Below are 14,456 nucleotides of genomic sequence, written 5' to 3'. Positions count from 1 at the left end.
GCCGAGGAGACCATGCGGCTGTCACAGCTCACCCTCACCGACTTCCGCAGCTACGCCCACGCGCAGCTGCAGCTGCAGCCTGGACCCAACGTCCTGCTGGGGTTCAACGGTGTGGGGAAGACCAACATCGCCGAGGCCATCGGCTACCTGTCCACCTTGAGCTCCCACCGGGTGAGTCAGGATGGCCCGCTCGTCCGGCATGGCGAGAAGCAGGCCATCATCCGTGCTGACGCCCATCGGGGCGCTCGTCAGGCCCTGCTCGAGGTCGAGATCAATCCGGGACGCAGCAATCGTGCTCGGATCAATCGTGGAAATCCGGTCCGTGCCACCGATGTGCTGGGGATACTGCGCACGGTGCTCTTCGCCCCGGAGGATCTGGAGCTGATCAAGGGCGGACCCACGCTGCGGAGGCGCCTCTTCGATGATCTGGCGGTTCAGCTGCGGCCAGCGCTGGGGCGAGTGCGCCTTGACTACGAGAAGGTGCTCAAACAGCGCAATGCGCTGCTCAAGTCCATCCGCCACGAGGGCTTCACCTCCACGCATGAAGCCACCCTCGCGGTCTGGGATCATCAGCTCTCCGAGGCTGGAGCGCATCTGCTCAAGGCGCGCCTGGAGATGCTCACCGCGCTGCGCCCCCATGTGGCCACAGCCTATGAGCAGCTCTCCGGGAGCGTGCGCACGGCGAGGGTGCAATACGTGAGCTCGCTGGAGGAAGACCTCCCCCAGGACTCGCTCTCGGCCTCCGAGACGGGCGACGGCGTTGCCAGTGACGCGTCCAGGCCGGATGTCTCGGCGCTGGAGACCCTCACCCGGCAGGAGCTGGCATCCCTGATGCTGCAGCGGCTGCAGGGTTCTCGGCGGGCCGAGCGGGACCGGGCGATGACCCTGGTGGGCCCGCATCGTGACGATGTGAACTTCAGCCTGGACCAGGTGCCGGTGAAGGGCTTCGCCTCCCATGGCGAGACCTGGTCCTTCGCACTGGCTCTGCGACTCGGTGCCTACCGGGTGATGGTCGATGACGATCCCGAGGAGGGTGCCCGGCCGGTGCTGATCCTGGACGACGTCTTCGCGGAGCTGGATGCGCGCCGTCGTCGTCGTCTTGCCGAGCTCGCCGCGGAGGCGGAACAGCTGATCGTGACGGCAGCAGTGGACGACGACGTCCCAGAGGCCCTGCTGGGCAATGCGCTGCGGGTCGAATCGGTGGACCAGATCAGCCAGGTGTCAGTCCATGAGCAGCCTTGAGGATCGGCTCCAGGATCACGAGGACGCCGCCAAGATTCTGCTTGCCCGGATGCGCGCCGCGGCGAAGGGGCGCGGCGAACATCGGCTCCGCGGCACACCCAAGGGCACCTCATTGGCGGGAGATCCGCGCAGCAGCAGCTCGGACAAGCAGAAGCGAGCCGCGGCGTCGGGCTCCCGGTCTGCTGATCGGCGGGATCCCAACCTGCTCGGCGGCGTGGTCGACGGACTGATCAAGACTCGCGGCTGGAGCTCTCCGGTGGCGGTGGGATCCGTCGTCGCTCGCTGGGAACAGCTGGTCGGCACCGCGATCGCCGAGCACTGCAAGCCGGAGAAGTTCGAGAACGGTGTGGTGGAGGTGATCTGTGATTCCTCCGCCTGGGCGACGAATCTGAAGCTGATGCAGCCACAACTCATGGACGTGTTCAACCGCGAGCTCGGACCCGGGATCGTGACGGGGCTGAGCATCCGCGGTCCGCAGGCGCCGAGCTGGAAGAAGGGCCTGTACTCGGTGCGCGGCAGGGGCCCGCGCGACACCTACGGATGAGTCCACAGCGGGTCCCGTCCGCAGCGGCCAGAGTGGTGGACGCCTGAATCGCCAGGCTGCGATATGCCGCACTGGGGGCCACAGGGTGGAACCGATCCCTACCGGGAGGCCTCCGAATTGCTTCCAGGCCCCTTCGCTGGTCTCCAGACGCAGGATCTATGCCCTCAGAGCGCCCGAAAAATGCAGATTTGGCCCCAGGGCGCGGTAGACTGGAGCAACGGCCCGAGCGCATCCGCCACTCGGGCTGGTCTGTGTCATGACAAGGTCAGCTCCCACGACCTTCCCGGCGACTCAAGGAGACGGCATAGCCCGTGACCTCGGCTAACGAGAACAAGCAGCACCAGGGTACCTACGGCGCCTCGGACATCACCGTCCTGGAGGGCCTGGAGGCAGTTCGCAAGCGTCCCGGCATGTACATCGGCTCCACCGGAGAGCGCGGCCTGCACCACCTGGTCTATGAAGTCGTCGACAACTCTGTGGATGAGGCGCTGGCCGGCTACTGCTCACACATCCAGGTCACGCTGCAGGAGGACGGCGGCGTGCGCGTCGAGGATGACGGCCGCGGCATCCCTGTGGACATGCATCCCAAGGAGGGACGCCCCACGGTCGAGGTCGTGATGACCGTGCTGCACGCGGGCGGCAAGTTCGGCGGCAGCGGCTACGCGGTCTCCGGCGGCCTGCACGGCGTGGGCATCTCCGTGGTCAACGCACTCTCCTCCAAGGTCCGCACCACCGTGCGCCGGCAGGGCTACGAGTGGAGCATCGGCTTCGGCAACGGCGGCGAGACCACCCATGAACTGACCCGCGGCGCTGAGACCGAGGCCACCGGCACCACTCAGATCTTCTTCCCGGATCCGCAGATCTTCGAGAGCACCGAGTTCGACTTCGAGACCCTGCGCGCGCGGTTCCAGCAGATGGCGTTCCTGAACAAGGGTCTGCGCATCACCCTGCGCGACGAGCGCAACATCGCCGGCAACGAGGTGGTCCACGACGAGATCCTCGAGGGACATCACGAGGATGACGCCCCCGCCGAGCTGGAGCCCACCGAGGCCGGTGGCGGCCATGACGGCATCATCGAGACCCCCAAGGGCCGGGTCGTCGTCTACCAGTACGACGCCGGACTGCTCGACTACGTCAATCACCTCAACGCCACGAAACGGGCCGAACACGTCCACGACGACGTCATCGCCTTCGAGGCCGAGGACACCGAGCGCGGGATGGCCGCCGAGCTTGCGATGCAGTGGACGCTGTCCTACTCGGAATCGGTGCACACCTACGCCAACACGATCAACACCCATGAGGGCGGCACCCACGAAGAGGGTTTCCGTGCCGCGATGACCACGTTGATCAACAAATACTCCCGCGACAAGCAGATCCTGCGCGAGAAGGACGACAACCTCACCGGTGAGGACATCCGCGAGGGACTCACCGCGGTGATCTCGGTGAAGCTGCGCGAGCCGCAGTTCGAGGGCCAGACCAAGACCAAGCTGGGCAACACCGAGGCGCGCGGATTCGTCCAGCGCGTGGTCAACGACTACCTCGGAGACTGGCTGGAGCGGAACCCGGGCCCCGCTCGAGACATCGTGCGCAAGGCCCAGTCCGCCGCCCACGCCCGCGTGGCGGCCCGCAAGGCCCGCGAGAACGCCCGGCGCAAGTCGCCCCTGGAGACCATGGGCATGCCCGGCAAGCTGGCGGACTGCTCCTCCAAGGACCCCTCCGAGTCTGAGATCTACCTGGTCGAGGGCGACTCGGCCGGTGGTTCGGCCAAGCGCGGCCGTGACCCGCGCACCCAGGCGATCCTTCCGCTGCGCGGGAAGATCCTCAACGTGGAGCGGGCCCGGCTCGACCGAGCCATGGGCAACCAAGAGGTCCAGTCGATGATCACCGCCTTCGGCACCGGCATCGGCGAGGACTTCGATCAGGCCAAGCTGCGCTATCACAAGATCGTGCTGATGGCCGATGCCGATGTGGACGGGCAGCACATCACCACGCTGATGCTGACCCTGCTCTTCCGCTACATGCGTCCGCTGATCGAGCACGGCAACGTCTTCCTGGCCCAGCCGCCGCTGTACAAGATCAAGTGGCAGTCCGGCCCCATGGACTACGTGTACACCGATGCCGAGCGGGACAAGGCCCTCTCCGAGGGTCGCGCCAAGGGGCGCAAGCTGCCCAAGGAGCTCGGCATCCAGCGCTACAAGGGCCTGGGCGAGATGGACTACTCGGAGCTGTGGGAGACCACCATGGATCCCGAGCACCGCACACTGCTTCAGGTCTCCATGGAAGACGCGGCCGCCGCTGATGAGGTGTTCTCCATCCTCATGGGTGAAGACGTCGAATCCCGCCGCGGATTCATCCAGCAGAACGCCAAGGACGTCCGCTTCCTCGACATCTGATCCGCTGCACGCCCCGCAGGCCGCAGCTCGAGCTCGGATGCCGAATTCCGCATAAGGGAGAACACCACACGTGAGTGACAACACCGAAGAACCCCAGGATCCGCAGGGCGGTCCCAGTGAGGCCGTGGAGGGCGTCGTCGTCGACGACATCGTGACCCACGACCGGATCCGGCAGATCGATCTGCAGACCGAGATGAAGCGGTCTTACCTGGACTACGCGATGGCCGTGATCGTCGGCCGCGCGCTGCCCGATGTCCGCGACGGGCTCAAGCCCGTGCACCGTCGCGTGCTCTACGCGATGTACGACGGCGGCTACCGCCCGGACCGCTCCTTCAACAAGTGCGCCCGCGTGGTCGGCGATGTGATGGGCAATTATCACCCGCACGGCGACTCGGCGATCTACGACGCCCTGTCCCGGCTGATCCAGGACTGGGTCATGCGCTACCCGCTGGCCACCGGTCAGGGGAACTTCGGCAACCCCGGCGACGACGGCCCGGCCGCCCCGCGTTATACCGAGACCAAGATGGCGCAGCTGGCCATGGAGATGGTCCGGGACATCAACGAGAACACCGTCGATTTCCAGGACAACTACGACGGCAAGCAGCAGGAGCCTGTGGTCCTGCCGTCCCGCTTCCCGAACCTGCTGGTCAACGGCTCCTCCGGCATCGCCGTGGGCATGGCCACCAACATTCCTCCACACAACCTGCGCGAGGTCGCCGATGGTGTGAAGTGGTACCTGCAGAACCCGCAGGCCTCCCGCGAGGAGCTCCTCGAGGCGCTGCTGCAGCGGATCAAGGGACCCGACTTCCCCACCGGAGCCCAGATCCTGGGCACCCGCGGGATCGAAGAGGCCTACCGCACCGGCCGCGGCTCGATCACCATGCGCGCAGTGGTCAACGTCGAAGAGATCCAGGGGCGCACCTGCCTGGTCGTCACCGAGCTGCCGTACCACGCGAACCCCGACAACCTGGCGCGGAAGATCGCGCTGCTGGTCAAGGACGGCAAGGTCTCCGGCATCGCGGATCTGCGCGACGAGTCCTCCGGACGCACCGGTCAGCGCCTCGTCGTCGTGCTCAAGCGCGACGCCGTGGCCAAGGTGGTGCTGAACAACCTCTATAAGCACACCCAGCTGCAGGAGAACTTCTCCGCGAACATGCTGGCCCTGGTGGACGGGATTCCGCGCACGCTGAGCCTGGACGCCTTCGTGCACCACTGGGTCACCCACCAGATCGACGTCATCGTCCGGCGCACCCAGTTCCGCCTCGACAAGGCCCAGCGCGAGGCGCACATCAAGGTGGGTCTGCTCAAGGCGCTCGATGACCTGGACCGCGTGATCTCCACGATCCGCGCCTCCTCCACCGTCGAAGAGGCCCGGCAGAACCTCAAGGCGCTGCTGGACATCGACGACGATCAGGCCCAGGCCATCCTCGACATGCAGCTGCGCAAGCTCGCCGCGCTGGAGCGACAGCGCCTGCAGGATGAGTACGACGAGTTGATGACCATGATCGCGGACTTCCAGGACATCCTGGCCTCCGAGGACCGGCAGCGCCGGATCATCAGCGCCGAGCTGGACACGATCGTGGACAAGCACGGAGACGACCGGCGCACGCACATCCAGCTCGGCTACGACGGCGACATGTCCATGGAGGATCTGATCCCCCAGGAGGACGTCGTGGTCTCGATCACCCGCGACGGCTACGTCAAGCGGACCAAGATCGACAACTACCGGGCCCAGCACCGCGGCGGCAAGGGTGTCCGCGGCGCGCAGCTGCGTGCCGATGACATCGTGGAGCATTTCTTCGTCACCACCACGCACCACTGGATCCTGTTCTTCACCAATCTCGGTCGGGTCTACCGGACCAAGTGCTATGACCTGATGGAGTCCGGACGCGATTCCAAGGGCCAGCATGTCGCGAACATCGTGGCCTTCCAGCCCGATGAGTACATCGCCGGAGTCCTTCCGCTGCGCACCTACGAGGACGCGCCGTACCTGGTGCTCGCCACCAAGCGCGGCCTGGTGAAGAAGACGGTGCTCACCGACTACGACACCCCGCGTCAGGCGGGTGTGATCGCCATCAACCTGCGCGAGGATGACGAGCTGGTCTCCTCCAAGCTGGTCTCCGCAGAGGATGACCTGATGCTGGTCTCCCGCAAGGGTCAGTCCCTGCGCTTCACCGCCACCGACGAGGCGCTGCGTCCCATGGGACGCGCCACCTCCGGTGTGACCGGCATGAAGTTCCGCGAGGAGGACGAGCTGCTCGCCGCCGATGTGATCACCGAGAACTCCTATGTCTTCGTGGTGACCGAGGCCGGCTACGCCAAGCGCTCCGACGTCAGCGAGTACCGGGTGCAGGGCCGCGGAGGCCTGGGCATCAAGGTCGGCAAGCTGGTGGAAGATCGCGGCGACCTGGTCGGTGCGATGGTCGTGGAGGACGACGACGAGGTGCTCGTCGTCATGGAATCCGGCATGGTGGTGCGTTCACCCGTCTCAGGCGTACCCTCCAAGGGACGCGACACGATGGGGGTCATCTTCGCGAAGCCGCGCAAGAAGGATCGGATCCTGAAGGTGGCGCGCAGCTCGGGAGTGGCCCTGGCCGCGACCGGCGAGGCTGAGGCAGCAGAATCCGAGACACCGGAACCCGATTCAGCCTCGGCTGACAGTCCAGACTCCGCCGATGCAGTAGCGTTGGTCCCTGATGAAGCGGACCGAGATGAAGCGGACCGAGAGAACGCCTGATGGAGGTCTTCAGTGAGCGCAAGCAACGGCGCAGGTAATTCAGGGAGCCAGTCAGGCTCTTCCGCGGCGCGACCGGCCAACCGGTTCCCCGCGCCGCGGCCTCGCGCCCAGGCAGCCGGGGGCGCCACCACGGCGAATCGACCGCAGAATGCGCAGCCGGGAAGCGCAGAGGCTCGTCCCAGCGCAGGCTCGCGTCCGCCGCAGGGTCGTCCCGTGGCGGGTCAGCGCCCTGCCGGATCTCGTCCCCAGCCGGGGCTCGTGCGTCCCACGCCCAAGGCCAAGGTGCGCAAGGCTCGACTGCTGATCTCCAAGGTCGACCCCTGGTCGGTGCTGAAGATGAGCTTCCTGCTCTCGGTGGCGCTGGGAATCATGACCGTCGTCGCTGCGGTCACCCTGTGGTCGGTCATGGATGTGACCGGCATCTTCAACCGGGTCAATGAGCTGCTGGGTCAGATCCTCGGCACTGAGGGCGGCGGCGGCACCTTCCGGGTGGAGGAGCTGGTGACCATCGGACAGGTCGCGTCCTTCGCCACGATCATCGCGGTGATCAACGTGGTGCTGCTGACGGTCCTCTCCATGCTGGCAGCTGTGCTCTACAACCTCTCCGCCTCCCTGGTGGGCGGCGTGGGGGTCACGCTGACCGACGACTGAGTCCGACTCCGGGACTGGGCGCTGCCTCATGCCCGCTGGCACGCCGCCGATTTGGTTCGGCCGACGTCAGCGATGTAATGTGTAGTGGTCGTCCTGATGAGGATGACGCACCTTTTATGAGGTGTCGGGGGCGTATAGCTCAGGCGGTTAGAGCGCATCGCTGATAACGATGAGGTCGGAGGTTCAAGTCCTCCTACGCCCACCCCGGACTCCAGGAGGAAGCAATGAAGCGCATTGTGCTGATGGCTTTCTCCGTGGCGGGAATCCTCGGTTATCGCCAGTGGCGACGGGCCGAGGATGCTCGGAAAGTCTGGTCTCGGGCCACAGATTCGGTCTGATAGCCTGAGAAAAATCTGGGGGCATGGCGCAATTGGTAGCGCACCTGCTTTGCAAGCAGGGGGTTAGGGGTTCGAGTCCCCTTGCCTCCACCAGATGGGATCAAGCTGAAGAAGACGGCTCCTCACACCTGCGGGTGGGAGGAGCCGTTTTTCTATCCGCACCCGCAGAGCCGGTTCTCGGCGCTGTGCAGACCATCTGTCTCCGAACCCCGTTCGGCTATAGTTTTCATTGACCAGCTGTTCACACGACTGAAGAGGTGCCTGACACAGGTGTACGACTTACCACGCGCAGTACTTGATCGCCGACGACACTGTCCCCCGAGTACTGCGAATGAAGGTCCTCTCGACCGCCGCAGCGCCACACTGGTGGTCGCCCGGTGATCGCCCTCCTGCTCCTGCTCCTCGGCATTGTGCTGATCCTGCTGATCATCGCCGCGAACGGCTACTTCGTGGCCCAAGAGTTCGCGTACATGTCGGTGGACCGCAACCGCCTGCGCTCCATGGCCGCCGGAGGCGACAAGTCCGCCCAGCGCGCACTCGACGTCACCGGACGCACCTCGTTCATGCTCTCCGGCGCTCAGCTGGGCATCACCGTCACCGGCCTGATGGTCGGCTATGTCGCTGAACCGCTGGTGGGTGAGGGACTCGGCGAGCTGCTCGGAGGCGTCGGCATCCCCGCAGCCCTGGGCATCACGATCGGCACGATCTTTGCCCTCGCAGCCTCCACAGTGGTGCAGATGATCTTCGGTGAGCTCTTCCCCAAGAACTACGCGATCGCCAACCCCACTCCGCTGGCCCTCGGCCTTGCGCGCTCCACCAAGTTCTACCTCGGTGCGTTCGGCTGGCTCATCTCCATCTTCGACATCGCCGCGAACGCGCTGCTGAAGCTGCTGCGCATCGAGCCCGTCCACGACGTCGAGTCCAGTGCAACCGCGAAGGATCTGGAACACATCGTCTCCAGCTCGCACGAGAGCGGCGACCTGGCGGAGGAGATGTACCTGACGCTGGATCGCATCCTGGACTTCCCGGAGCACGACGTCGAGCACGCGATGGTTCCGCGCTCGCGCACCGGTCTGATCCACCCTGACACCACCCTTGGGGAGATCCGTACCCTGATGGCGGAGGAGCACACTCGCTACCCGGTGGTGGACACCCACGATGAGCCCGTCGGCGTCGTGCATATGGTGGACCTGCTCGGCAGCGACCTCTCCGATGACCTGCCGGCCTCCGAGCTCATGCGCACCCCGGTCATCGTGCCCACACTGATGCCGCTCCCCGACGCTGTGCGGACGCTGCGCGACGCCAACGCCAAGCTCGCCTGCGTCATCGACGAATACGGTGGCTTCACCGGCGTCGTGACCATGGAGGACCTGGCCGAGGAGATCCTCGGCGACATCACCGACGAGCACGACGACGAGGCGCCCAGCGGGATCGAACCCGTGGAAGAGAACTTCTGGCGCGTCGACGGCGATCTGCACCTCGACGAGGTCGAGCGCGTCATCGGACGCAGTTTCCCCGAAGGTGACTACGAGACCCTCTCCGGTCTGCTGATGGCTCAGGAGGGCTCACTGCTCACCCAGGGACAGGAGGTCCGCGTGGAGCTGCCTGCAGATCCGGCGGACTACGCTGAATCCTCACCACCGCGCCGCTGGCTCGATGTGACGGTGCTCAGCGTCGACCGCCATGTCCCTGAATCCGTCCACCTTCGCCTCGGCGAAGAGTCCGAGGAGGAACGATGAACGACTGGCTGATTCCACTGGTGGCCACTGTCGTCATCATCATCATCTCTGCCTTCTTCGTGATCCTCGAGTTCGCGCTGCTGGCCGCCCGGCGGCACCGGCTGGAGGAGTCCGCAGAGCACAGCCGCTCCTCACGGGCGGCGCTTCGCGGGCTCAACGAGCTCACCGTCATGCTCGCCGGCGCCCAGCTTGGCATCACTGCCTGCACCTTCGCGCTCGGCGCGGTCAGCAAGCCGGCGGTGCACTATGCGCTGACGCCGATCTTCGAGTCCTGGAGCCTGCCCTATTGGGCTGCCGACGCCCTGGCCTTCGCGCTGGCGCTGCTGCTGATGACCTTCCTGCATCTGGTGGTCGGAGAGATGGCTCCCAAGTCCTGGGCCATCGCTCACCCCGAGCGCGCGGCGAAGCTCGTGGCCATGCCAGCTCAGGTCGTTCTCTGGGGCTTCCGTCCCCTGCTGCTGTGGATCAACGGCATCGCCAACCGGCTCGTCTCGGCCACCGGGATCACCCCGGTGGACCGCGCGGCGGCCGGAGGGTACGACTCCGAGACGATCAGGCATCTGGTGGAACACTCCACGCAGACAGGAGCCCTCGATGAGGCCTCTGCCTCGCAGATCTCCCGGGTCATCGACCTGGAGACCCTCACCGTGGACGATGTGATCGCTGGACGCACCCGGCAGGAGACCACGACGGTGCCCGCCGGCGCCACAGCTGCAGACGTTCAGGCGGCCGCGCGCAGGACGGGACACCTCCGGGTGCTGATCATCCCGGAGACGGGCTCGGACCCGCTGGTGGTCCACGTGCGCGACACCCTGACCGTGGAACCGACGCACCCGGTCAGCGAGCTGGCGCGTCCAGCGCTGGTGGTCCCCACGGGCGCCTCGGTCTACGAGGCCTTCCAGACCATGCGTGAGGCCGGTGAGCAGCTCGCGGTCGTGTACTCCGACACCGGTCTCGCCGGAGCGATCACCTGGAACGACATTCTCAAGCGCATGTGGCCCACTATGGAGGAGCAGTGGAGCGGATCAACCGCTGCACAGGTCCGCCAGGCGGGCGCCGACGCACGCCAGTAGCAGAGCACAGGCTCACCCAGAGCTGGAGATGCCGGATCCACCGAAGGGTGGGTCCGGCATCTTTTTTGCCTCAGCACAACCGGGAGACGGTCTTGTCCACAGGGTTTATCCACAGTGTGTATAAGTTACATGGATGTGTTTCACCAGGTCAGAACGTTATCCATAGGTTTATGTGAACTTCGAATAAAACTGTGGAATAGTTTTGCACAGCCTGAGGGTGGGGACACGCGGAAGGTCAGGCGTAGGGGTTCACGAATTGCATGCCCACGGCCGTCAGCGCGATCAGCAGGATGGCGACGCCGAGAAGACCGAGTCCCTGCCACAGCGACCGACGGCGAGCGTTCTTCTGCGCGTCCGGGGAGCGACCGCCGGGGACCTTGGAGAGCAACAGCGCGCAGATCGCTCCGGTGACCAGGCCGCCGAAGTGGCCCTGCCAGGAGATCCCAGGGATGACGAAGCTGATCACCACGTTGATCGCGATCAGGGTGAGAATCCCGCCGGTCTGTGACCCGGTGGCGCGCATCAGGATGAACAGAGCGCCGAAGAGGCCGAAGACGGCACCGGAGGCACCGAGGGTGGGTGTCATCGCGGGAGTCAGGAACAGCACGGCGACGGAGCCGCCCAATGCGGAGAGCAGCAGCAGGGCGCCATAGCGGGCTCGTCCCAGAGCCGGTTCGAGGGCACGGCCGACGAACCAGATGGCGAACATGTTGAACAGCAGATGCATGGCGTTCGACGGTGAATGCACCAGCGCCGAGGTGAGCATTCTCCAGGGCTCGAAGGCCCAGGCTGAGGTCTGCAGCGGGGCGTACCAGAGAGACGCGGTGACAGCGTCGCTGAACAGCTGCAGGGCATAGACGGCGATGCACAGCCCGATCACGGTGAAGGTGACGACGGGGCGCTGCCCCGGTCGGATCACCGCCCCGAACTGCGAGCGAGGGGTGGGGCGGCGGCGCTGCCAGTCGGTGCGTGCGCGCTCGAGGCAGTCCACGCATTGGAACCCGACGGGGGCCTCCCGCAGACACTCCGGACAGGCCGGCCGGCCGCAGCGCTGACACTGCACAGAGGCTGGCCTGTCCGGATGCCGCGGACAGAATGTTGCGGTGATTCTAGGCTCCTCAGAGCTTCTCGACGTCGATCTTCTCGATGACGACGTCTTCCTTCGGGCGATCCCGGTTGTCGGTGGGCACGGTGTTGAGCGCATCGACGACCTTCTGCGACTCTGCGTCGCTGACCTCGCCGAAGATGGTGTGCTTGCCCTGGAGCCAGTTCGTCGCCACCGAGGTGATGAAGAACTGTGAACCATTGGTGCCCGGGCCGGCGTTGGCCATGGCCAGCTTGTACGGTGCGGTGAAGTCCAGCTCGGGGTGGATCTCATCGCCGAACTTGTAGCCGGGTCCACCGACGCCGAGGCCGAGCGGGTCTCCGCCCTGGATCATGAAGTCGGAGATGATGCGGTGGAACACGGTGCCGCTGTAGAGCGGGGTGTCGACCATCTTCTCGCCCGACTCGGGGTGGGTCCACTCCTGCTCGCCGGTGGCCAGTCCTACGAAGTTGTCCACAGTCTTGGGCGCGTGGTTGCCGAAGAGCTCGACCACGATCTCGCCCTTGGAAGTACGGATAGTTGCCTGATGTGTTGCGATAGCACTCATGGGCCCCATTGTCTCACTATTGGTGGCGCGAGGTGCCAGCTCGGGGGATGATGGGGGAGATGGGCCGTGCCATAGCAGGTCACCGGCAGACCACGTAAGCTGATGTGAGCAACCGATCCGGATTCGGAGGACATGCATGTTCGGCAAGAAGAAGAAGCGGAACCACTCCTGGGAGCACGTCGTGCTCGCGGGAGTCGAGACCGCACGTGATTGGACCGCCCCCAAACTGGGCGCGGCCGCAGATTGGGCCGAAGGCACCTACCGCAAGAGCGCCCCGAAGGTGCAGGACGCCTCCGGGCGTGCACTGACGGCAGTCAACGACGGCGCCTCAGTGGCGGGCCAGAAGATCAAGCAGTACTCCTCGGTCGCTGGTGGGGGAATCGCCTCGCAGTACGACAGGCTCCCCCCGCAGGCCCGCGCCGAGGTGGCCAAGGTCCTCGCCAAGTACGACACGGCCAAGACCCAGTTCACCTCGGAATATGTTCCGGCGACGTCGGCGCGTCTGGGGGGCTACGCGGACAAGACCGCGAAGCTCATCCACCGGGCTGAGCTGGATCCGCGTGTGGAGAAGGCGCTGATCAAGGCGACTGGCGACAAGAAGATCGTCAAGAAGCTGCGCAAGAGCTCTGAGCGCTATGCCAAGGGCACAGCCAAGGCTCTGAAGAAGCAGCAGCGCTCCAACAGCCGCAAGAAGGGCCTGCTGATCTTCGGGCTCGTGGCGGCCACCGTCACGGCAGGTGTCGCCGCATGGCGCGCCAGCCAGCCTGTGGAAGACCCGTGGAAGAAGCCGGAGCCGGTCACTCGTCCCGCCACCTCTTCGACGGCGGCGCCCAAGCCGGTGACCTCCGCTGAGAAGCCAGCCGTGCAGGGAACCCCGGCGGCGCCCGCGAAGCCGGCCAGCTCGGCTCCGCAGACGACGTCCGCGGCACCCAAGCCCTCCGGTTCCCCGGAGACCAAGGCTGGGCCCTCGGGTGAGACCAACGTCAACGCCCAGGACGCCAGCGAGGCCAAGGGCAACAACGTTCCTTCACCGAAGCCGGCCACCTGAGTCGAGCACGTTGTAGGACGAATCTGACGTAGTACCCGGGCGGTGCAGGAGGCAGAACTGCTGCAGCCGCCCAGCACACGAAGCGGACCTGGCGATCACGCCAGGTCCGCTTCGTGTGTCTGCTTCGGAATTGTTGTGGAGGTGGCGGCTGAGCGCGGGAGCCTCAGTGGCCTCGATCCACAGTGTCCTGGATCCTCAGCGGATCGGGTTCAGCTGGGCGGCCTTCTCGGCCGCGCCATGCTGGCCCATGGACTCCAGCCAGTTGCCCAGCATCCGGTAGCCGCCCTCGGTGAGCACCGATTCTGGGTGGTACTGCATTCCCCACAGCGGTGCCGTGCGGTGGGCCAGCCCCATGATCACTCCGTCCGCGGTGGAAGCGGTGACCTCGAGGATCTCAGGAATGGTCTCCGGCGCCACCGTCAACGAGTGGTACCGCGTGGCCACAAAGGTCTCTGGGAGACCCGCGAAGGAGGCATGGCCGGTGTGAGTCACCGGCGAGGTCTTGCCGTGCATGAGCTGCTCGGCGTGGGTCACCGTCGCACCGAAGGCCTCGCCGAGGCCCTGATGGCCCAGGCAGACTCCGAGCATCGGCTCCTGTGCCTCCGCGCACCAGCGAATGAGCTCCACCGAGACGCCAGCCTCACCGGGGGTGCCCGGGCCGGGGGAGATGAGCACGCCGTCGTACTCGGCGGCGAGCTTCTTCGCCTCGGCCACCGTCAGGTCGTCGTTGCGGATCACCGTCGCCTCGGCGCCGAGCTCACGGAGGTACCCGACCAGCGTGTAGACGAAGCTGTCGTAGTTGTCGACCACGAGGATCCGGGCTGCGGAGGAGGTCTCACTCATGGGGGGTCCCTTCGCCTCGGCCGTACGCCGAGGAGGTCATCGTTTCGAGCGTGGAATCGTTGAGCGGGCTGTACTGACTCAGCCACGGGAAGACGAACTGCATCAGGACAAACACGATACCGGCCAGAATGACCAGGCTGAGCAGGATCTGCACAGCCAGCGGCCCGGGGAGCTGACGGAAGAGCCAGGCATACAT

At 65.8% G+C, this 14,456-nt stretch carries 12 protein-coding genes and 2 tRNA genes; 10 read left to right on the top strand and 4 right to left on the bottom strand.

The genetic code is table 11. From position 1 onward, the window contains the following. The first annotated feature begins 12 nt into the window (after positions 1-12). The 9 genes from recF (at position 13) to H4W26_RS08570 (ending at position 10,717) form a co-directional block, all read left to right on the top strand. Positions 13-1,242: a DNA replication/repair protein RecF gene (recF, locus tag H4W26_RS08610; RefSeq protein WP_192591648.1), complete on the top strand. Its 1,230-nt coding sequence runs from the start codon at positions 13-15 to the stop codon at positions 1,240-1,242. After that, the gene (locus tag H4W26_RS08605; RefSeq protein ID WP_192591647.1) at positions 1,229-1,786 is read left to right on the top strand and encodes a DUF721 domain-containing protein; all 558 of its coding nucleotides are present in this window, start codon (positions 1,229-1,231) and stop codon (positions 1,784-1,786) included. Before recF ends, H4W26_RS08605 begins: the two co-directional genes overlap by 14 nt. 311 nt (positions 1,787-2,097) lie before the next feature. Then, the gene (gene gyrB / locus H4W26_RS08600; protein ID WP_192591646.1) at positions 2,098-4,179 is read left to right on the top strand and encodes a DNA topoisomerase (ATP-hydrolyzing) subunit B; all 2,082 of its coding nucleotides are present in this window, start codon (positions 2,098-2,100) and stop codon (positions 4,177-4,179) included. Between the two features lie 70 nt (positions 4,180-4,249). Continuing rightward, positions 4,250-6,916 carry a DNA gyrase subunit A gene (gyrA, locus tag H4W26_RS08595; RefSeq protein WP_192591645.1) on the top strand — a complete coding sequence of 889 codons (2,667 nt, stop codon included), beginning with the start codon at positions 4,250-4,252 and terminating at the stop codon, positions 6,914-6,916. Between the two features lie 12 nt (positions 6,917-6,928). Then, complete coding sequence (locus H4W26_RS08590; protein WP_192591644.1) at positions 6,929-7,567, top strand: DUF3566 domain-containing protein; 639 nt, start codon at positions 6,929-6,931, stop codon at positions 7,565-7,567. 128 nt (positions 7,568-7,695) lie between these two features. Then, positions 7,696-7,769: transfer RNA gene (locus H4W26_RS08585), tRNA-Ile, on the top strand. A gap of 153 nt (positions 7,770-7,922) precedes the next feature. Beyond that, positions 7,923-7,998: transfer RNA gene (locus tag H4W26_RS08580), tRNA-Ala, on the top strand. Positions 7,999-8,282: 284 nt separating this feature from the next. Beyond that, complete coding sequence (locus H4W26_RS08575; protein WP_192591643.1) at positions 8,283-9,644, top strand: hemolysin family protein; 1,362 nt, start codon at positions 8,283-8,285, stop codon at positions 9,642-9,644. Beyond that, positions 9,641-10,717, top strand: a complete 1,077-nt coding sequence (locus tag H4W26_RS08570) for a CNNM domain-containing protein (RefSeq protein WP_192591642.1) — start codon at positions 9,641-9,643, stop codon at positions 10,715-10,717. The genes H4W26_RS08575 and H4W26_RS08570 overlap by 4 nt, the downstream gene beginning before the upstream one ends. Positions 10,718-10,952: 235 nt before the next feature. On the opposite strand, the gene H4W26_RS08565 is transcribed toward H4W26_RS08570, so the two are convergent. Beyond that, positions 10,953-11,708 carry a rhomboid family intramembrane serine protease gene (locus tag H4W26_RS08565; protein WP_318779815.1) on the bottom strand — a complete coding sequence of 252 codons (756 nt, stop codon included), beginning with the start codon at positions 11,706-11,708 and terminating at the stop codon, positions 10,953-10,955. A 127-nt stretch (positions 11,709-11,835) separates the two neighbouring features. Beyond that, positions 11,836-12,369, bottom strand: coding sequence for a peptidylprolyl isomerase (locus tag H4W26_RS08560; protein ID WP_192591640.1), 534 nt, complete (start codon positions 12,367-12,369; stop codon positions 11,836-11,838). Between the two features lie 136 nt (positions 12,370-12,505). Between H4W26_RS08560 and H4W26_RS08555 the strand changes: the two genes are divergently transcribed. Then, positions 12,506-13,417 carry a hypothetical protein gene (locus H4W26_RS08555; protein WP_192591639.1) on the top strand — a complete coding sequence of 304 codons (912 nt, stop codon included), beginning with the start codon at positions 12,506-12,508 and terminating at the stop codon, positions 13,415-13,417. Positions 13,418-13,612: 195 nt separating this feature from the next. On the opposite strand, the gene H4W26_RS08550 is transcribed toward H4W26_RS08555, so the two are convergent. Then, a complete protein-coding gene (locus H4W26_RS08550) occupies positions 13,613-14,260 on the bottom strand; it encodes an aminodeoxychorismate/anthranilate synthase component II (RefSeq protein ID WP_192591638.1) in 648 nt (215 codons plus the stop codon). Further along, entirely contained in the window at positions 14,253-14,456 is a 204-nt protein-coding gene (locus H4W26_RS08545) for a hypothetical protein (RefSeq protein WP_192591637.1), read from the bottom strand. Before H4W26_RS08545 ends, H4W26_RS08550 begins: the two co-directional genes overlap by 8 nt.

It is taken from the genome of Nesterenkonia halotolerans (assembly GCF_014874065.1).
Taxonomy (GTDB): domain Bacteria; phylum Actinomycetota; class Actinomycetes; order Actinomycetales; family Micrococcaceae; genus Nesterenkonia; species Nesterenkonia halotolerans.
The sequence above is the reverse complement of the archived record's forward strand: the minus strand, read 5'-3'. Positions and strand labels throughout refer to the sequence as shown.